Below are 19,171 nucleotides of genomic sequence, written 5' to 3' on the forward strand. Positions count from 1 at the left end.
TGAGACTTGGGACTTGGGACTTGAGACTTGGATCTTATACCCCCGGAATTTTCCGATGTTATATCCTTTTACGCTGCTCATCATAAAAATCAGCCTACTTAGTCTAACTTTACAGTGTGAAAAGCTGCAATTCAAAAATAGGATTATGCTGGGCCTGCATATGGGTAGTGATGCTGTTTGTTTCCTGCAATAAAGAAGCGGAAAACAGTTTGCCCGTTGTAACCATCAGCGCTCCGCAGGCGGGATCAACGTATGTGGCGGGGGATACGCTTATTGTGGTTGCGGACCTGTCGGACAAGGAAAGCCTGCACTCAGTGAGGGTGGTACTGAATGACAATGAAGGAAAGCCGGTGCTGGCTCCTGTTGAAATCAGCATTCCAACCAATCCTTACCACCTGGTACTCTCCTACCCTATCTCAGACCTCAGCCTGGCTGGCGGCACCTATGAAATCCAGGTGAAAGCCTCTGACGGGGTATCGGAAACCAATAGCTTCCGACAGATACAGATTACCGCACTCCCCAGGGAATTCCGGTATCCATTAGTGGTCACACAGCCGGGGTCGAACCTCATAAATGTCTTTTCGCTGGAAAACGCCACGCCCCTGAAAATCATCAGCAGGACCGGGGATTATAAAGCGGCAGCCCTTCAATCTTCCAGGCAAATGATGTTCATCTGCGGATCTTCTCAATCGGATCTCGATGCTTACTCTCTTGATGATTACCAGGTACTTTGGAGTCAACCCTCCAAACAACTGCCTCATGGTCATTGGTTTGAAGCAATTTCATCGGATGCGCCCTACCTTCTTACCTGCTATTATGAAGGTTATGTCAAAGGACTTGATTATACAGGAGGAACAGTCTTTACAACCACAGCATCGGGAGTTAATTACCCGGTTTGTGCAAGAATCCAGAATGAATATGTCATTGTGAACCGCAAGGAATATGCTTCTGAAAAGTATTCCCTGGCCTGGTATAATATCACGGGCGGCACTCTCCGGCAGTCCATTACCCCTGCGCCTCAGATGTTAGCTATAATGCCCCTGGACCAGCAAAAGAGCCTGTGTTTTGGGAATAAGGATGGGGAGGCAGGCATTTACAAGCTTGATATTCAATCGGGGACACTCACATTGCTTCATTCGATCAATAATGAGATAGTCAGGCAGGTGTCAGCGATGGATTCAGATAACTACCTGCTTGCCGGGACTCACACCATATACTGGTATCGCTACAGCCAAAACAGCCTGGTGGAGTTTGTGAAGGATATTGAGGATGCAAGTATTGCCTGCGAAAATATTGGGCAACAGGTTTTTACGGGTTCAGGGAAAATGCTAAGTGTTTATAGTTTTCCGGAAGGGACTTTAACGGGCACATTGCAGATGAATGAACCCATTAGGGATATTTTGTTGTTTTACAATAAATAAGGTTACTAAATTGTCAGGGAGCAAAATAAGACACAAATGTCTCAAATCGCTGAATGTCAAACAATGGTCACAAATACCTGGTATTCAATGGTTGTGATTGTCAAGCATGATTTTCTTGTTACACAATCAGAAAGTTATCAGGAACACTACGAATTTCGGAGATGTCGGTTATGAAGGAAAATAAGCTGGTGATGAGTGAGGATGGTTCGCATACCTTGATGTCTGGGGTATTTAAGGAGCATTATCATTCAACACATGGAGCCATCCAGGAATCCAGGCATATTTTTCTGCAGGCAGGATATCACTATGTACATCAGGAAGTCAATGAAATCAGGTTGCTGGAGATCGGGTTCGGAACAGGGTTAAATGCGCTGCTCACCTGCATGGAAAGCCGGTTGCTCCACTCCCGTACCTGCTACATAACGCTGGAACCTTTTCCTATTACTGAGGAAAGCCGAAAAAGCCTGAACTACCCTTCTCTCCTGGAACAACCTGATGCACAGCAATATTTCAGCCATATGCATGAAGCTGCCTGGGCAAAGGAGCAGGAGATCAGTGAATGGTTCCGGTTTACCAAGTTAAAAGTTGGAATCAATGAGTTTCAGGGGGAAAGTGAAACCTTTGACCTGGTCTATTTTGATGCCTTCTCTCCTGAAACACAGCCTGAAATGTGGACAGAAGAGGTCTTTGGAAAGCTTTTCCTGGTTTTAAAGCCGGGAGGCTGCCTGGTTACCTATTCTTGTAAGGGCATCGTAAAAAGGGCCCTGCGTTCAGCCGGGTTCAGCATTCAAAAACTACCCGGACCACCCGGAAAGAGAGAGATATTGAGAGCCCTTAAACCTATAAATTCGTTATAAATGTTCACCATCAGGGTATATGGAATTTTGATTGAGCAGTCGCGTCTGCTGGTGACGGATGAATTTCGCCTGGGGATATTTATGACTAAATTCCCGGGGGGTGGACTGGAATATGGGGAAGGTACACTGGATTGTCTGAAAAGGGAGTGGAAAGAAGAAACCGGGATGGAAATCGAAATATTATCCCATTATTACACCACAGATTTTTTCCAGCCGGCCTTTAAACTTCCTGAATCCAGGCAGGTCATCAATATTTATTACCGGGTCAGGGCTATTCATCCGTACAAGTTTACAACCACCACGAAGGTTTTTGACTTTCCTGAAATTACTGACGGGGCCCAGACTTTCCGATGGATCCCTTTATCAGAAGTCGATACAGCATTATTCACCCTTCCTGTTGACAAGGTAGTGGTTCAGAAATTACTGGAAGAGTATCGTCAGGGCTTATTGATCGTGAAGGAAGAATAATCATGCTTGCCTAACGGATGCACTTTGATGGAGCTCACCCGTGACCATTCCGGACCTTTCCTGCACCATTCAATAAATGCTTCCATTTCAGGATCCTCCCCAATGGCTTCGATATAAACAGAACCATCTGCCGAATTCATCACAAATCCTTTGATTCCAAGATTCAATGCTGCATTCATGCAATGATAGCGGAATCCTACACCCTGAACTTTCCCGTACACATGGATTGCAGCACTTTTCATAGGCTTCAGGCGTTCAATCTTTTCATCATTAAAGAGTCAACCAGCATAAAGAGTTTACCCGGTTCACCGGTTCTCCAGGGTAAGTCGTTGAGGTTCCCGCCCATGGCCATATAATAATCGAGGGAGGCATCTTCCAGATCCTTTATTACGTGATCCCTGAAGTTTACCAGGGCAATCCATCCATCTTCTACTTCATCGAACCATTCCTGGTAGTAGGAATCGTCATCAAAATGAAAGCTAAGCACATTCTCACCGATCAGGATGAACTTGTTAATCCCTTCTTCCTGAAGAAATTCCACCACATTTCGTTTTAGATACATGATGTCATTGTACAGACAATCATTCCATTCCCCCAGGAACTCAATCACACAGAAATGTTCTTCATAGTTCACATATAGAATCTTCAGGTACAGGGTTGCTGAACCAAAGCCGTCCCATTGAGGATGAATGAAATAATTATAAATGCTGTCGCTAAAGACGAATTCGCTGTAATCTCTTCCAAAAAAGGGTGATCTTTCGTCTTCGGAAGCGATGTACAGGTGTCTCCAGTTGTAATAAGGTTCAAGGTCGTGCAAGGGATGTCGGATGTTTGATGTCGGATGTTTGATGTCGGATGTTTGATGTCGGATGTCGGATGTCGGATGTTTAATGTCGGATGTTGGATGTCGGATGGCGGATGTGGATGTCGGATGGCGGATGGATGGCGGATGGGACTTGGGACTTGGATCTTGAATTTTGAGACTTGGGACTTAAGATTTGGGACTTGAAACTTGGGACTTGAAACTTGGGACTTGAGACTTGGGACTTGGGACTTGAGATTTGGGACTTGGTCCGCCAGCTGGCGGATGGGACTTAGGCAGTGCTTCATTCGTGCATTCGTGGCATTTTATTTCGTCAGTAGCATTAACTTCCATCAAAATATAAATCCTTCAGGCAAAAAACCAGAACACAAATTGCTCAAATGATTCACTAATTGACATAAATAATTGAATCTTGCTTGCAGGTCATTTGCGTTTATTTGTGTGGCATTTGTGTGATTTGGGGCTAAAATCCCCCGTCCGCGAAAGCGGACACCCCCTTTTAAAAAAGGGGGACATCTTTTATTCCCAATCCCGAATCCTCGCATCTCCCCATCTCCACATCTCCCATCTTCTCTCCTTCTCCCCCTCTCCTCATCTCCCATCTCCCATCTCCTCATCTCCCCACTCCTCATCTCCTCATCTCCCCACATCTCCTCATCTCCTCATCCCCTAACCCAAAGACTCCCCTTCGGGGCATCTCCCCTACGGCACCAACTTATACTTCCTCGTCGAGCTATAGGCAGAGAAAAAGCCAATGGCCCCATTCGAAATATTCCCTTTCACATTGGCAGGAGGGCCGGAAAACAGCGGATTGGTTCCCTGCACTTCTGACTGAACCTGCCATACAAAGTTAAAGTAATCTTCACCGATATTGTTCACTTCAAGGGTAATGGTATCACCCGGACGAAGCCCTTCCTGTGGATTACCCTGGTTGATGAATCCTACAGACGCACCATTGGTATATGATCCATTGAAAAGTTTGTCATCTACCACGAACCATTCAGGGATGCTGTCGGTCATCAGGTGGCTATTCCTGTAAATCATGAAGCGGTAAAAATCAACAGTCGGAGGTTCCTGGACATAACATTTTACCTCCCATATGCCCGACCGGCCCCATTCCTCATGAAAAAGCAGTCCGATACTATCAATTTCAGCTACCCCATAAAGGGTCGACTGAGCAGTATAACTATCATGCCCACCTATTGTTTCAGCCAGTTGAATGGAAAGTGAATAGGTGCGGCCAGGCTGTCCATAAACATTTGGAGCCGTCTGGTAGATTCCCGGTGCTGTTTCATTCAGCAGGAAAGTTTCAGTTCCATCTGAAATACTCACAATGGCATGCTGAACCACCGGGGCAGGCTGATTATAATAATAGCTTGAAGTGGTCGTCAGTTTGATGGTGTGAGGCATTGTATCCGTTGTAATGGCACCTTCCACCACCAGGCGGGCAAAATCATCCTCCAACTCGATTTCGATTCGTTCTGTGCATGAGGATAACAGAATAAGTCCGGTAACCAGGACATATAAAATCCCTGTTTTTGCCTTTTTTAGCGTATTTTGACTCAATTTTATATAGGAATGGCAGATCATTACTTAAAATTTAAAATTGTAGGTGAGAGCAGGGATAATTGAGAAGAGGTAGGTTTTCACAGCATAAGTGGTGTATGGGTCAGCTGCATCTTTCTCAAAGTTGATAGACCATGCATTTTTACGGTTATAGGCATTATAGACTGAAAGGTTCCAGTCTCCCCTCCACCTCTTTCCGGGTTTCTCCTTGCCTTTAAGTGTGCAGGACAGGTCCAGGCGATGATAATCAGGCATCCTGTAAGCATTTCTATCCGAATAGATCGGTACGATTGCATTTCCAATCAGTGCCCTGCCGGTAGGAAAGGTAACAGGGAGGCCGGTAGCATATACCCAGGTTGCTGATAATTCAACCCGTTTGCTGGCTTCATAATTAAGGACAATGTTCAGGGTATGAGGTTTATCATAAGGTGCAGGGTAACGATTCCCGTTATTGATGGTTTCAATCTTCCGCCAGGACCTTGAATAGGTATAACTGATCCATCCGTTCAGATCGCCGGAATTCTTCCTGGTCATCAGTTCAAGACCATAGGATTCCCCTTCACCAATCCTGATTTCACCTTCAATATACTGATTTAGAAGCAGGTAAGCATGATCACAGAAATCGATCACCTTATTTACTTTTTTGTAATACACTTCAACAGAGGTTTCCAGGGAGTTATCGAAAAAATTCCTGAAATATCCGATGGCCACCTGGTCAGCAACCTGGGGTTTTACATTGGGAGTGCTCGGAAACCAAACATCAAGCGGTGTTCCTGCCGTTGAATTCTGGGCCAGGGCAATGTACTGATAGGTATGGGAGTAATGTCCCTTGATGGATGAACGTTCATCAAGCAGGTAGGTGAATGCGAGCCTGGGTTCCAGTCCAAAATAGGTGTTAAAGAAATCACGTTTTTTGTAGACCACACTATCGATTGGATTAAAGTCTTCATCAAAGCGGTAATAAGTGCCGGGTCCGACATTTTGAAAAACAGACAGCCTGAGACCATATTTCAGGGTCAGTTTATCGGTAACCTTCTGTTCATTACTCACATAAGCCCCGTGTTCAAATGCGTATTGCGTGGGTAGGCGGAATTCGGAGATCAGGCTCTCATCGCCCAGGCCGGTAGCAGTGCCGGGAAAAAACTCATGAAAGGTTGTGGTTGCACCATATTTAAGCGTGTTTTTCGTATTTAGGTAATAGGTAAAATCGAACCTCGCAGAATGGTCGCGCATTTTCGAACTCCAGTTGAAGGAATTTGCATCCCCCTGTGGGGTTCCCAGGTTATAGTCAAATTGCGAATAGATCACACTGGCATTGAAGAACAACTTGCTCGAAAAGAGGTGATTCCATCTCAATGAAGCCGTCTGGTTTCCAAAACCCATTTTTGCAAACTGGTTTTTAAAAGTATCCCTGCCCAGGTACCCGGAAAAATAGACCCGGTTCGTTTCATTGATCGTATGAGTGAGTTTCAGGTTGAAATCATAGAAAAAAAGTTTGTTATCCCTCACCCCTTCATCTTTGGCGAAGGGTAGAAAAAGATCTGCATAAGTCCTTCTGCCTGAGGCAACAAAAGTTGTGCGGTCTTTAATAATAGGGCCTTCGATGGTGAGACGGCTGGAAACGGTTCCAATCCCACCGGTGAGTTTGAGTTGTTTGGAGTTGCCATCTTTCATCCTGACATCCAGCAATGAAGAGAGCCTTCCCCCGTATGCTGCAGGTATATCACCCTTATAAAGTGTAACATCCTTGATGGCGTCGTTGTTAAAAACCGAGAAGAAGCCCATGAGGTGGGAAGCATTATACACCGTGGCTTCATCAAGAATGATCAGGTTCTGATCCGAGTTGCCACCCCTTACACTAAAACCTGTTGACCCTTCACTGGTGGACTGTACCCCGGGAAGGAGCTGGATCGCTTTGATGATATCCACTTCACCCAATAAAGCCGGTATCCTGCTGATGGTTTTTACATCCAGTTTTACGAGGCTCATTTCAGGGGCCCTGACATTTTCATCGGTACGGGTGCCTTTGATTTCCACTTCCCCCAGCTCTGATTGGCCGGATTCCATAGCGATATCGAGAACCATGTTTTCCGCCAGGTTCACCTTCCTGAAGAAAGTAGAATAACCAATATAGGAAAAACGCAACTGATAGGATCCTGAAGGGAGGCTGATGGAATAAAATCCATAGGAATTGGTGATAACGCCGGCACTTAGTTCCGAAACAAATATTGTAGCACCAATAAGATATTCACCGGTTGAGGCATCCTTAACATGGCCGGAAATTGTAAATTTCTTACTCTCAGGCGGGGTTTGTGAATGAGCAAGCGAGGGTAAAAATAAGAAGGCTGCAATGGCTAAAACCAGGCATAGGTGATGAAATCGCATAAGAAATAGTTAGCTTTCGAAATTAAATTGACAAGATTACCGGGATATTATGTAGATGACATTTTTTAATGAAAAGCAGCCATCAGCAGGTTGATATCCTGGAAAGGAAGATGAAATGTATCACTAAGGAATTTGTTAGTAGAAATCCCATTGAACAGGTACACCCCTTGCCTTACGCCATAATCAGAACGGAGTACCTGGTCGATACCCCCTTGTTCCCCGATCTTAATAAGAATGGGAGTCAGGAAATTACTTAATGCATAGGAAGCAGTATGTGGAACCTTTGAGGCTATATTAGGAACGCAGTAATGGGTAACCCCATATTTCTTGAAAACAGGGCTTTTGTGGTCCGTAAGCTGAGAGGTTTCAAAGCAGCCACCCTGGTCGATGCTGACATCAATCAGAACAGCGCCCTCCTTCATCTGCTGAACCATTTCTTCGGTTACAATACATGGGGTTCTTCCATAGGCGGTATGCACTGCCCCAATCACCACATCAGCTGTTTTAAGGGCTGCCAGCAGGTTTCTTGGTTGAAGCATTGAGGTATAAACCCTTGTATTGAGGTTGTTTTGCAGTCGCCTGAGTTTATAAACCGAATTATCGAATATTTTCACGAAGGCACCCATGCCGAATGCAGCACGGGCCGCGTACTCCCCGACCGTACCGGCACCCAGAATTACAACTTCAGTGGGTGAAATCCCGGAGAAACCACCGAGCATTTTTCCACGGCCGTATTCGGGATGGCTCATGTATTCAGCAGCCAGCAGCATTGAAGTATTCCCTGCAATTTCACTCATGGCGCGGATTACGGGGAAAGTACCCGCTTTATCCTGGATATACTCAAAGGCAACAGCAGTTACCCGCTTTGAGAGTAATCTCCGGAAATACTCTTCACTGGTATTGGAGGTATGAATTGAAGAGAAAACAGTTTGCCTGTTCCCCAGCAATTCAAATTCTTCAGGTAGAAGTGGTGCCACTTTCAGGATGATATCGGCACTAAATACCTTTTTGGTATCATAAACCACTTCACCACCCATTTCACTAAATTCATGATCAGTAAAATGAGCAGCCTTTCCGGCATCACTTTCTATCATTACATGGTGGCCTTGTTGAACCAATAGACCAACGGCATCAGGCACCAGGGAAACCCTGTTCTCAAGGAATGCTGATTCCTTTGGTACACCAATGACCAGCTTTCGCATTTCACGCTGAACTTCCAGCATTTCTTCACGAGGCATAAATTGCCCGCCATGAAGCAACTCTGAATAGTTATTTTGTGTTAAATCCATGGTTATCAGCAGTTAAAAAGTAAACACCCGATTTTCACCCAAGGGATCTGCATCGATATGTACCTCGATGGTATCATCCGGCAGCAGGTCTGAAATTTTTTCCGGCCATTCAATGAGGCAGTATTGACCACTGAAGAAATAATCTTCATAGCCAATATCCAGCATTTCCTTCCATGATTTCAAACGGTAAAGGTCGAAATGATACACCTTCGAATCATCAATACAAATATACTCATTAACAATGGCAAAGGTGGGACTGTTTACAACATCTGTTACTTGCAGATGTTTACACAACACCTTAATAAATGTCGTTTTACCTGCTCCCATGGCTCCAAAAAAGGCAAAGATCCTTTTACCGGGATATTTTTCAAGCAGGCGAATAGCTATACCTTCAAGTTCCTCCAGTGAACCGCAAATCAACTTCTCCGTCATAGTTCTTTTATTTCGCCTTCAAATATACGATGGGAACTAACATTTCTTCCATCGACAAGCCACCATGTTGGAAAGTATTCTTGTAATAGTTCACATAGTAATTATAGTTATTGGGATAGGCGAAAAATGAATCCTTGCGGCAGAAGATGAAGGAAGAACTCATGGTAGACTTTGGCAGCAATGCATCGGCAGGATTTTTTATTTCATAAACATCCTTCCTGTCGTAATTCAGACTCCTGCCAAACTTATACCGCAGGTTGGTATTGGTATTCCTGTCGCCAATCACTTTTACAGGGTTATTGACCCTCACGGAACCATGATCGGTGGTAAGCACAACACTTACCTTTTTCTCAGCAAGGAATTTAATGATATCCATCAATGGAGAATGTTCAAACCAGGAGAGTGTTAAAGAACGATATGCAGGTTCATCATCTGCCAGTTCCCTGATCACTTCCATCTCCGTCCGGGCATGAGAGAGCATATCCACGAAATTATAAACAATCACATTGAAGTTATTGCCCATCAGGTTTGGCAAGGTTTCAACGAGTTTCCGTCCGGCTGTCAGGTTCAGAATTTTCGTATAGGAGTACTTCACATTTTTGCCGAATCGTTTGAGCTGCTCTCCAAGAAGTTCCCCTTCGAACTGATTTTTCGTGCCTTCTTCATCTTCATCCACCCAATATTTGGGGTATTTTTTTTCGATCTCAGTAGGAAGCAGTCCAGCAAAAAGCGTATTCCTGGCATATTGGGTAGTAGTGGGAAGAATACTGAAATACAATTCATCCCTTTCCACCCTGTAATACTCTTCAAATATGGGTTGTAACACCTTCCATTGATCATACCTCATGTTATCGATGAGGATCATGAACAAGGGCTGATTCTCCTGCATCAAAGGAAAAACTTTATCTTTCAGCAGGTTATGCGACTGAACGGGTTTTTTTTCATTTTTTCCATTCACCCAATCCACATAGTTATTCTCCACATATTTGCAGAACACCTGGTTGGCTTCATCTTTTTGCTGCAACATGACCTCTTTCATTCCTGAATCAGAAGATTTCTCCAGCTCCAATTCCCAGAATACAAGGTTTTTATATACCTCTTCCCATTCATTATGGGATAATTTCCCTGATATCTCCATGCCTATATTCCTGAATTGCTTTTGATAAGCATGGGCTGTTTTTTCACTGATCAGGCGTTTATTTTCCAGGTTCTTTTTTACGCTGAGCAATATCTGCTTCGGATTCACGGGTTTAATCAGGTAATCGGAAATACTGGCACCTATGGCATCTTCCATGATGTGTTCTTCCTCACTTTTCGTGATCATAATGACCGGCAGATTCGGAAATCCTTTTTTTATTAATGAAAGGGTTTCTATTCCTGATAAGCCCGGCATATTTTCATCAAGGAATACAATATCAAAAGGACGGGTTTTCAGCAAATCCAATGCTTCATCCCCGTTATTTGTGGTAAATACTTCATAACCCTTTTCCTTCAGGAACAGGATATGGGGCTTGAGCAGATCAATTTCGTCATCGGCCCATAAAATCACTCCACTTTCCATTCTATTTGATTTAATTATTTATAAATGAATACCTGATGAATTGTCTGCACACCTTTTCTTTTGAGATCCCCTTGAATACCGGTCCGGCAGTTCAAATAAACTATTGTATACAGAGTATGTGTACCTTTGTTACTTAAAAGTAATATTTTCACATGTACAGGACAGTTGTATCATTAATGCATAAACAATCCAATTATTGTTGGGGCCTGCTGTTCTATTTGTGTTTTATACAAATTTAACATTTTTCATTCGCATATAATGCTGATTAAACGAAAGATAGTGAATGACCCGGTGTATGGTTTCATTACCATTCCTGATGAACTCTCATTTGCGATTATTGAGCATCCCTGGTTTCAACGGTTAAGAAGGATATCACAACTGGGATTGACATCCATGGTTTATCCCGGGGCGTTGCATACCCGTTTCCACCATGCCCTGGGCAGTATGCACCTTATGACGCAGGCGATTGAAACCCTTCGCAGTAAAGGAATCGAAATCTCTGAGAAAGAAGCAAAAGGGGTCACATTGGCCATATTGATGCATGATATCGGACATGGACCTTTTTCCCATGCCCTTGAAAACTGTATTGTCAACAACCTCTCCCATGAGGAAATTTCTTTATTGTTTTTTGAGAGGCTCAATAAACAGTTTGATGGGAAACTTGAGACTGCCATCGCTATCTTTAAAAATGAATACCCTGTAAGATACCTGCATCAGTTGGTGTCAGGACAACTGGATATGGACCGGATGGATTACCTGATGCGGGATAGTTTTTATACCGGGGTTAGTGAAGGTGTGATCAATACAGAACGCATCCTGAAAATGATCACCATAGCCGATGAAGATCTTGCCGTTGAATCCAAAGGCATCTATTCGATCGAAAAATTTATTGTTGCCCGACGGCTGATGTACTGGCAGGTATATTACCATAAAACAGTGCTTTCGGCTGAGTATATGCTGGTAAAAATCCTGAGGCGGGCCAAGTTCCTGGCTGACCAGGGAGAAAAGCTTCCTGCAACCCCAGCCTTTTCCTATTTCCTGTTGAATCATATTACTCTCGACCATTTCCTTCAGGATGAAAAGAACCTGGAGATTTTTGCTCAACTTGATGATGTGGATATATTGTCGTCGATCAAACAATGGATGGAGCACCCGGACCCGGTTCTGTCAGGCATCAGCAAGGCGCTTATTAACAGGAAACTTTTCAGGGTGAGGATCCAGGAGTTCCCTTTTGAACCGGAATATGTTGAAAAAATCAAATCCAGGATTGCTTCCCATATGGGAATATCTATGAAGGAAACTGATTACCTGGTCACCTTAGGGACTATTTCCAATAATGCCTATGACCCCTTGAAAGACAGGATCAATATTGTGGATAATGACGGACTGGTAAGGGATCTCACTGATATTTCGGATCAGTTGAATATTGGGATGTACTCGAGTATAATTATGAAACATTTCATCTGTTTCCCTAAGTGGGCTGAACAAAACAGCTGAAAAAGGGTTAGTTTCTAATTATTCTATGGCTTATAGCTTATTATCAAAAAGCCTATATTTGCAGATTCTTTAAGCACCGACTTTATAACTCATTACGTTTCCCTGATGGAGTTTACAGCAAAAGACATCGCCAGCCTTATTGGTGGCAGAGTAGATGGAAATCCTGATGCAACTGTGAATAAGCTCGCCAAGATAGAAGATGGAGAGCCACAGGCCTTGAGTTTCCTGGCCAATCCCAAGTACACACAGTACATTTATACCACTCAATCCAGCATTGTCATTATCAGGGAAGATTTCGAACCTGAAATGCCTGTTGCCTCCACATTGATAAGGGTTTCTGACCCCTATTCGGCATTCGCAAAATTGCTGGAGATCTATGATGGCATGCAGAAAAAGAAATCAGGTATTTCGGCTCAGGCTTTCATTTCACCTTCAGCAAAGGTAGGCCCTGGTGCTTATATCGGTGAATTTTCTTATATTGGTGATAATGTTGTGCTGGGTGAAAATGTCAGGATTTATCCTCAGTGTTACATCGGGGATAATGCATCTGTCGGCTCAAATTCCACAATTTATCCGGGAGTAAAAGTCTATCATGACTGCACCATCGGGAATGAATGCATGATTCATGCAGGTGTTGTCGTTGGTGCCGATGGATTCGGGTTTGCTCCTCAAAGTGATAACAACTATAAGAAAGTGGCCCAGATCGGCAATGTCGTTATTGAAGACAATGTTGAGATTGGTGCCAATACCACCATCGATCGGGCAACTTTAGGATCCACGATCGTAAGAAAAGGTGTGAAACTCGACAACCTGATACAAGTGGGCCATAATGTTGAAATCGATGAGAATACCGTGATTGCAGCTCAAACAGGTATTTCAGGTTCCACAAGAGTGGGCCGGAATTGCATGATTGGCGGACAAGTAGGTATTGTTGGCCATATCACCATTGCAGATGATGTAAAGATCGGCGCACAAGCAGGTGTTGCAGGAAATATTACAAAAGAGGGAAGCATAGTTTTAGGCGCTCCCGCCATCGATATCAGCAGATTCAAACGATCAATCGCCGTTTTTAATAATCTTGATAAGATGGTGAACAGGGTTTCTGATTTGGAAAGAAGCCTTAAGAAACTAATAAAAGAATAATAATCATCGTTTTTAGTCATTAATATAACACCAGGTCGATGTCCGACAAACAGCGTACAATCACAAGAGCAGTAAGTGTTTCAGGAGCCGGTCTTCATTCCGGCAAAGAAGCTACTGTTACTTTTAAACCAGCTCCTGAGAACCATGGTATTAAATTCTGCCGTGTTGATATAGAAAACAAGCCCATTGTTGATGCCATTGCGGATTATGTGGTTGATACTGCCCGCGGCACAACCATTCAGCACCAGGGTGTAAGGCTGGCCACCATTGAGCATACCCTTGCCGCCGTTGCAGGTCTCAGCATCGATAATGTCCTTATCGAAGTGGATAGTGAAGAGATGCCTATCATGGATGGCAGTGCACGCTTCTTCGTTGAAGCACTGGAAGATGCAGGCATTGTTGAACAGAATGCTGACCGCATCTATTTTGAAATCAGGTCTACCCTCTCTTATACAGATCCTAAGCGTAAAAGTGAGCTGATCCTGGTCCCGGAAGATACATTCAGACTTTCAGTAATGATCGATTTTGAAACCAGGGTACTTGGAACTCAATACGCTTCTATTGCTCATATCGATGATTTCAAGACGGAGATTGCCAATTGCCGCACTTTCGTATTCCTGCATGAATTGGAATACCTGATTAATAACAACCTTATTAAGGGTGGTGATGTAAGCAATGCGATCGTTTTTGTCGACCGCTTACTATCTGACACAGAACTCAATAACCTCGCAAGGCATTTCAATAAGCCAGAGGTAACGGTAATGAAAGAAGGCATTCTGAATAATCTCGAACTGCATTATCATAATGAGCCAGCCAGGCATAAACTCCTGGATGTGATCGGTGACCTTTCCCTCATTGGTGTTCCGATTAAAGGCCACATTATTGCCACCCGTCCGGGACATGAGGTGAACACCAACTTTGCCAAACTCATCCGTCAGCACATTAAGGAAGCCCAGACACAGCCAAACATCGATATCATGAAACCACCGGTTTTTGATATCAACGACATTAAAAGGCTTCTCCCCCATCGTCCGCCATTCCTCCTGATCGATAAGATCCTTGAACTCAGTGAAAAACATGTGGTCGGGCTGAAAAATGTGACCATGAATGAGGCTTATTTTGTAGGCCATTTTCCTGATGAACCGGTAATGCCGGGAGTATTACAGGTAGAAGCAATGGCTCAGACCGGTGGGATTTTTGCGCTTTCCTCGGTTCCGGATCCTGAAAACTACATCACCTATTTCATGAAAATGGAAGATGTGCGTTTCCGGCAGAAAGTGGTTCCCGGTGATACCCTGGTTTTCGTTTTGGAGCTTATCACTCCATTCCGCAGGGGAATATGTCATATGAGAGGCACAGCCTATGTAGGCAATAAAATTGTTACTGAAGCTGAATTGATGGCTCAGATCGTTAGAAAGAAAAACACTTAACAATATATTCCGGGTACAATGAATCAACCGCTTGCCTATGTGCATCCTCAAGCCAGGATCGCAAAAAATGTCGTAATCGAACCTTTTGTCAATATCGAAAAAAATGTCGAGATTGGTGAAGGTACCTGGATCGGATCCAATGTAACCATCATGGAAGGTGCAAGGATCGGAAAAAACTGCCGGATTTTTCCCGGTGCCGTTATTGCTGCCATTCCCCAGGATCTGAAATATTCAGGGGAAGATACACTCGTGAGAGTAGGCGACAATACGACCATCCGTGAATTTGTGACCATTAACAGGGGCACCAAAGCCAATATGGAAACCGTAGTTGGCAATAACTGCCTTCTGATGGCTTATGTACATATTGCTCATGACTGTGTAGTCGGGAATAATTGTATCCTGGCCAATGCGGTTACCCTTGCAGGACATATTGTTGTTGAAGACTGGGCCATTATTGGTGGTGTAACTGCGGTTCATCAGTTTGTTAATGTGGGTCAGCACAGTATGATTTCCGGAGGTTCACTCGTTCGTAAAGATGTACCCCCTTATACTAAAGCCGCCCGTGAGCCACTGTCCTATGTAGGGATTAACTCGGTAGGCCTGAGAAGGCGTGGATTTGGCCCTGACAAAATCAATGAAATCCAGGAAATATACCGGTATATATACCTGAAAGGCCATAATGTGAGCCAGGCGCTGGAAATGATAGAAGCCATGATGCCAGCCACCGCTGAAAGGGATGAGATCATCTCGTTTGTCACCAGTTCTGCCAGGGGAATTATGCGTGGGTATACGGGATCACGGGATTAGAGTGCTGAGTGCTGGGTGCTGGGTGCTGAGTGATGAGGAGATGAGGAGATGGGGAGAGGGGAGAGGGGGGGGGGGGGGGGGGGGGGGAGAGGGGGGCTGGGGAGGGGAGGGGGAGAGGGGGGCTGGGGAGGAGAGGGCGAGAGGGGGAGATGAAGAGATGCCCCGAAGGGGAGTCTTTGGCTGGGAGAGGGGTAAATTTATTCGTGAAAATTCGTGCTGAAATTCGTCCGCCAGCTGGCGGATTAGTGGACTAAAATAAAGTCCCAAGATCCAAGTCCCAAGATCCAAGATCCATCCGCCAGCTGGCGGACCAAGTCCCAAATCCGCAATCCGCAATCCGATCCAACATCAGACATCAGACATCAGACATCAGACATCAAACATCCGACATCAAACATCCGACATTGAACATGAAGATCAAACTGGAAAATATCAGCAGGAAATTCAATTACGAATGGATATTCCGTGATGTCAATTACCAGTTTGAAAGTGGAGAAGCATATGCTATTCTAGGTTCCAATGGCAGTGGGAAATCCACCTTATTGCAGATCATTTCAGGACATCTCCATCCCAGTAGCGGTTCGATAAGCTATCATTTCGAGGATCAAATTCTGCAGGCAGAACAGATTTTTCGTCATGTATCTTATAGTGGCCCATACCTTGAAATCCTGGAAGAGTTCACTCTTGATGAAATGATCCGGTTCCATCATAAATTCAAACCTTTTCTGAATGGAATGACTGAGGAAGAGTTGATCCAAATTACCCAACTCGCCAGAAACAGGAAAAAACCAATTAAATACTACTCCTCAGGTATGAAACAAAGGGTAAAACTCGCCCTTGCCCTGCTAAGTGATACAAAAATCGTTCTGCTTGATGAACCTGCCTCCAACCTCGATCACCAGGGTATAGAATGGTTCAGGGACCTGGTGGCTCAATACCGAAAAAACAGGGTAGTGATCATCTGCTCCAATTCCCAACCACAAGAGCACGATTTCTGTAAAGCATCCCTTTCTATCGATTCTTATAAGAAGTAATGTGAAGTTGCTTTCTAAAGCATTCTTTCCTCAAAAGTAATAATTGCTCTTATTCAATGGTTCTCAGGTTCTTTTACTTCTTCCTGAAAGCATTATCTTAAGCATTGGAAATGAAGCCATTAATACGAATCCCAACAGGAAATAGATTGAATATTTCATAATTCCGGGGTAAGCGGTACCCAGGTAATAACCTAATGGTGTCAACGATCCAATCCAGAGTATTGCCCCGGCTATATTAAGAAAACTGAATTTTTTTATGGGTAAGGAGGTGGCACCTGCCAACATAGGGATAAGCGTCCTGATAACAGGCATAAAACGCCCGGTTATAAAAGCCATCATGCCATACTTCTGATAGAAATTACGGGTCTTTTCGAGGTGTGACTTCTTGAAAAACCTGTTGTCTTCCTTGTTAAAAAGCATACCTCCTAACCATCTGCCTTTTGCATACCCTGTAAAATCACCCAGAATGGCAGCTCCAATCATTGTTGAAACCAATACCCACAGGGAAACATCCAGGTATTGTGTCCCGCTTAGCAATCCGGCAGTAAAAACCAGGTAATCGCCTCCGGGCAATACGATACCAAGCAGGGTTCCGGTTTCAAGGAAAATGATAATCAGCAGAATGAGTAAGCCTCCATATTGTATCAGGTGAACCGGATCAGTGAGTAATTGCATAAAATAATTCTTTATATAAAGAACAGGAGCCAGAGTAACCATGTTCAATCTCAAAGGGGGGTTTAACGATTTTTGTGAACATTTTACATTAAATCTTAAACAGAACAAGCAATCATCACATGGTCAATCCCTGATAATTACCCAAACCTTATGTGAGTCATTAGGTAAAATGAAGGAATATCTCTACCTTTGCACTCCTTTTTAAAACATCAAAAACACGCAAGTATTCTTATGGCAAATACCTCTGATTTCCGCAATGGATTATGCATCGAATTCAAGAATGACCTTTTCAAAATCGTTGAATTCCAACATGTAAAACCTGGAAAAGGCGCTGCTTATGTCCGCACCAAATTAAAAAATCTGAAAACCGGAAAAGTAATTGACAACACTTTCGATGCAGGTGAAAAAATTGATGTAGCCCGTATTGAACGTCGCCCTTACCAGTTTCTTTATAAGGATGAGAATGGCTACAATTTCATGAATTCCCAGACTTTCGACCAGATCAATGTTGAAGAAGAAATGATTGAAGGTTATCAGTTCCTGAAAGAAGGTGTTGGCGTTGAAATGGTATTTCATGCCGATAATGAAGCTTTGCTCAGTTGCGAATTACCTACTTCCGTTGACCTGGAAGTAACTTATACTGAACCCGGCCTTCGCGGAGACACTGCCACCAATACCTTAAAACCTGCTACGGTTGAGACCGGCGCAAACGTAAGGGTTCCCCTCTTTATTGAAGCAGGAACAAAAATCAAAGTGGATACCCGCACCGGAGCCTATATGGAAAGGGTTAAATAAACCTCTTCTTTTAACCTTTTAATTCCGCCTCATGGTCTTTCCAATACCATCCACACTCCAGGAGATTGCGGACTTTCTGGGTGCAGATTTCGCAGGTGACCCTAAAAACCCTGTTACCGGTATTAATGAGATTCATATGGTAGTGCCGGGTGATATAACTTTTGTTGATCATCCCAAGTATTATTCCAAGGCTTTAAACTCCAAAGCCACCATAGTCATTATCAACCAGAGAATGGATACACCTGAAGGTAAGTCGCTTATCTTCAGCACGGATCCTTTTTCCGATTATGTGAAATTAGTCAGGAAGTATTCTCCATTCTGCCCCGCTCATTCAAATATCAGTCCCTCCGCTTCAATAGGGGAAGGCAGCATTATTCAACCTGGTGCATTCATTGGTAACCATGTTTTGATCGGTTCCAACTGTATCATTCATGCAAATGTGAGCATTTATGACCGCTGCATCATTGGAAACAATGTAATCATTCATTCCAATACAGTAATCGGTGCTGATGCCTATTATTTCCAGAGACGACCTGAGGGCTACAGGAAACTTGAATCCTGTGGCAAGGTGATCATTGAAGATCATGTGGAAATAGGGGCGCTTTGCTCTATTGATAAAGGTGTATCAGGAGATACCACCATTGGAAGAGGGACGAAAATGGACAATCATGTCCAGGTGGGCCATGATACCTATATTGGCCGTAACTGCCTGATTGGAGCACATTCTGCTATTGCCGGGGTAACACGCATCGAGGATGATGTTATTCTTTGGGCGAGAGTGGTTATAAACAAAGATATTGTAGTCGGCAAAGGAGCTATTGTACTGGCTACATCCGGCCTTGACAAGTCTGTTCCCGGTGGGAAAACCTATTTCGGATCCCCGGCAGTGGAAGCCATGAAGAAATGGAGGGAAATGGCAGCTTTAAAACGCCTGCCTGAAATCATCCAAAAACTGGACAAAGATCCAGGAAATTAGTTGTAACAAGGT

Annotated in this window: 18 protein-coding genes; 10 read left to right on the forward strand and 8 right to left on the reverse strand. The window is 43.9% G+C overall.

What is annotated here, in order from left to right; translation table 11 throughout:
• Positions 1-116 precede the first annotated feature (116 nt).
• The 3 genes from IPH84_07410 to IPH84_07420 all read left to right on the forward strand — a co-directional run bounded on the left by IPH84_07410 (position 117) and on the right by IPH84_07420 (position 2,746).
• Positions 117-1,421: a hypothetical protein gene (locus IPH84_07410; GenBank protein ID MBK7173048.1), complete on the forward strand. Its 1,305-nt coding sequence runs from the start codon at positions 117-119 to the stop codon at positions 1,419-1,421.
• Between the two features lie 170 nt (positions 1,422-1,591).
• The gene (gene mnmD / locus IPH84_07415; protein ID MBK7173049.1) at positions 1,592-2,278 is read left to right on the forward strand and encodes a tRNA (5-methylaminomethyl-2-thiouridine)(34)-methyltransferase MnmD; all 687 of its coding nucleotides are present in this window, start codon (positions 1,592-1,594) and stop codon (positions 2,276-2,278) included.
• Positions 2,279-2,746 carry an NUDIX domain-containing protein gene (locus tag IPH84_07420; GenBank protein MBK7173050.1) on the forward strand — a complete coding sequence of 156 codons (468 nt, stop codon included), beginning with the start codon at positions 2,279-2,281 and terminating at the stop codon, positions 2,744-2,746.
• Here the strand turns inward: IPH84_07420 and IPH84_07425 are convergent.
• The 7 genes from IPH84_07425 to IPH84_07455 all read right to left on the reverse strand — a co-directional run bounded on the left by IPH84_07425 (position 2,716) and on the right by IPH84_07455 (position 10,802).
• Positions 2,716-2,988 carry an acylphosphatase gene (locus IPH84_07425; GenBank protein MBK7173051.1) on the reverse strand — a complete coding sequence of 91 codons (273 nt, stop codon included), beginning with the start codon at positions 2,986-2,988 and terminating at the stop codon, positions 2,716-2,718. The two genes, IPH84_07420 and IPH84_07425, sit on opposite strands and share 31 nt — an antisense overlap.
• Before the next feature lie 5 nt (positions 2,989-2,993).
• Entirely contained in the window at positions 2,994-3,563 is a 570-nt protein-coding gene (locus IPH84_07430) for a hypothetical protein (GenBank protein ID MBK7173052.1), read from the reverse strand.
• A gap of 708 nt (positions 3,564-4,271) precedes the next feature.
• The gene (locus IPH84_07435; protein MBK7173053.1) at positions 4,272-5,159 is read right to left on the reverse strand and encodes a DUF4249 domain-containing protein; all 888 of its coding nucleotides are present in this window, start codon (positions 5,157-5,159) and stop codon (positions 4,272-4,274) included.
• A gap of 3 nt (positions 5,160-5,162) precedes the next feature.
• Positions 5,163-7,520 carry a TonB-dependent receptor gene (locus tag IPH84_07440; GenBank protein ID MBK7173054.1) on the reverse strand — a complete coding sequence of 786 codons (2,358 nt, stop codon included), beginning with the start codon at positions 7,518-7,520 and terminating at the stop codon, positions 5,163-5,165.
• A gap of 65 nt (positions 7,521-7,585) precedes the next feature.
• A complete protein-coding gene (locus IPH84_07445; protein ID MBK7173055.1) occupies positions 7,586-8,809 on the reverse strand; it encodes an alanine dehydrogenase in 1,224 nt (407 codons plus the stop codon).
• 12 nt (positions 8,810-8,821) lie between these two features.
• Complete coding sequence (tsaE, locus tag IPH84_07450) at positions 8,822-9,241, reverse strand: tRNA (adenosine(37)-N6)-threonylcarbamoyltransferase complex ATPase subunit type 1 TsaE (protein MBK7173056.1); 420 nt, start codon at positions 9,239-9,241, stop codon at positions 8,822-8,824.
• Between the two features lie 7 nt (positions 9,242-9,248).
• Positions 9,249-10,802, reverse strand: a complete 1,554-nt coding sequence (locus IPH84_07455; protein ID MBK7173057.1) for a PglZ domain-containing protein — start codon at positions 10,800-10,802, stop codon at positions 9,249-9,251.
• A gap of 258 nt (positions 10,803-11,060) precedes the next feature.
• Here IPH84_07455 and IPH84_07460 point away from each other — a divergent pair, with 258 nt between their 5' ends.
• The 5 genes from IPH84_07460 (at position 11,061) to IPH84_07480 (ending at position 16,713) form a co-directional block, all read left to right on the forward strand.
• Entirely contained in the window at positions 11,061-12,299 is a 1,239-nt protein-coding gene (locus IPH84_07460; protein MBK7173058.1) for an HD domain-containing protein, read from the forward strand.
• Positions 12,300-12,404: 105 nt separating this feature from the next.
• A complete protein-coding gene (lpxD, locus tag IPH84_07465) occupies positions 12,405-13,442 on the forward strand; it encodes a UDP-3-O-(3-hydroxymyristoyl)glucosamine N-acyltransferase (GenBank protein MBK7173059.1) in 1,038 nt (345 codons plus the stop codon).
• A 38-nt stretch (positions 13,443-13,480) separates the two neighbouring features.
• Positions 13,481-14,872, forward strand: a complete 1,392-nt coding sequence (locus IPH84_07470) for a bifunctional UDP-3-O-[3-hydroxymyristoyl] N-acetylglucosamine deacetylase/3-hydroxyacyl-ACP dehydratase (protein MBK7173060.1) — start codon at positions 13,481-13,483, stop codon at positions 14,870-14,872.
• A gap of 18 nt (positions 14,873-14,890) precedes the next feature.
• Entirely contained in the window at positions 14,891-15,679 is a 789-nt protein-coding gene (gene lpxA / locus IPH84_07475; protein MBK7173061.1) for an acyl-ACP--UDP-N-acetylglucosamine O-acyltransferase, read from the forward strand.
• 410 nt (positions 15,680-16,089) lie between these two features.
• A complete protein-coding gene (locus IPH84_07480) occupies positions 16,090-16,713 on the forward strand; it encodes an ABC transporter ATP-binding protein (GenBank protein MBK7173062.1) in 624 nt (207 codons plus the stop codon).
• Positions 16,714-16,776: 63 nt separating this feature from the next.
• Here IPH84_07480 and IPH84_07485 read toward each other — a convergent pair whose 3' ends face one another.
• Positions 16,777-17,388, reverse strand: coding sequence for a VTT domain-containing protein (locus IPH84_07485; protein ID MBK7173063.1), 612 nt, complete (start codon positions 17,386-17,388; stop codon positions 16,777-16,779).
• 231 nt (positions 17,389-17,619) lie between these two features.
• Here IPH84_07485 and efp point away from each other — a divergent pair, with 231 nt between their 5' ends.
• Both efp and IPH84_07495 read left to right on the forward strand, forming a co-directional pair.
• Positions 17,620-18,183, forward strand: coding sequence for an elongation factor P (gene efp, locus IPH84_07490; protein MBK7173064.1), 564 nt, complete (start codon positions 17,620-17,622; stop codon positions 18,181-18,183).
• A 31-nt stretch (positions 18,184-18,214) separates the two neighbouring features.
• Positions 18,215-19,159 carry a UDP-3-O-(3-hydroxymyristoyl)glucosamine N-acyltransferase gene (locus IPH84_07495; protein MBK7173065.1) on the forward strand — a complete coding sequence of 315 codons (945 nt, stop codon included), beginning with the start codon at positions 18,215-18,217 and terminating at the stop codon, positions 19,157-19,159.
• The last annotated feature ends 12 nt before the right edge of the window (positions 19,160-19,171 follow it).

The organism is Bacteroidales bacterium (genome assembly GCA_016707785.1).
Lineage (GTDB): Bacteria > Bacteroidota > Bacteroidia > Bacteroidales > UBA4417 > UBA4417.

Coding starts and splice junctions, on each gene's coding strand:
- mnmD (MBK7173049.1), top strand. CDS start 1,592: ATGAAGGAAAATAAGCTGGTGATGAGTGAGGATGGTTCGCATACCTTG.
- IPH84_07420 (MBK7173050.1), top strand. CDS start 2,279: ATGTTCACCATCAGGGTATATGGAATTTTGATTGAGCAGTCGCGTCTG.
- IPH84_07425 (MBK7173051.1), bottom strand. CDS start 2,988: ATGAAAAGTGCTGCAATCCATGTGTACGGGAAAGTTCAGGGTGTAGGA.
- IPH84_07435 (MBK7173053.1), bottom strand. CDS start 5,159: ATGATCTGCCATTCCTATATAAAATTGAGTCAAAATACGCTAAAAAAG.
- IPH84_07440 (MBK7173054.1), bottom strand. CDS start 7,520: ATGCGATTTCATCACCTATGCCTGGTTTTAGCCATTGCAGCCTTCTTA.
- IPH84_07445 (MBK7173055.1), bottom strand. CDS start 8,809: ATGGATTTAACACAAAATAACTATTCAGAGTTGCTTCATGGCGGGCAA.
- tsaE (MBK7173056.1), bottom strand. CDS start 9,241: ATGACGGAGAAGTTGATTTGCGGTTCACTGGAGGAACTTGAAGGTATA.
- IPH84_07455 (MBK7173057.1), bottom strand. CDS start 10,802: ATGGAAAGTGGAGTGATTTTATGGGCCGATGACGAAATTGATCTGCTC.
- IPH84_07460 (MBK7173058.1), top strand. CDS start 11,061: ATGCTGATTAAACGAAAGATAGTGAATGACCCGGTGTATGGTTTCATT.
- lpxD (MBK7173059.1), top strand. CDS start 12,405: ATGGAGTTTACAGCAAAAGACATCGCCAGCCTTATTGGTGGCAGAGTA.
- IPH84_07470 (MBK7173060.1), top strand. CDS start 13,481: ATGTCCGACAAACAGCGTACAATCACAAGAGCAGTAAGTGTTTCAGGA.
- lpxA (MBK7173061.1), top strand. CDS start 14,891: ATGAATCAACCGCTTGCCTATGTGCATCCTCAAGCCAGGATCGCAAAA.
- IPH84_07480 (MBK7173062.1), top strand. CDS start 16,090: ATGAAGATCAAACTGGAAAATATCAGCAGGAAATTCAATTACGAATGG.
- IPH84_07485 (MBK7173063.1), bottom strand. CDS start 17,388: ATGCAATTACTCACTGATCCGGTTCACCTGATACAATATGGAGGCTTA.
- efp (MBK7173064.1), top strand. CDS start 17,620: ATGGCAAATACCTCTGATTTCCGCAATGGATTATGCATCGAATTCAAG.
- IPH84_07495 (MBK7173065.1), top strand. CDS start 18,215: ATGGTCTTTCCAATACCATCCACACTCCAGGAGATTGCGGACTTTCTG.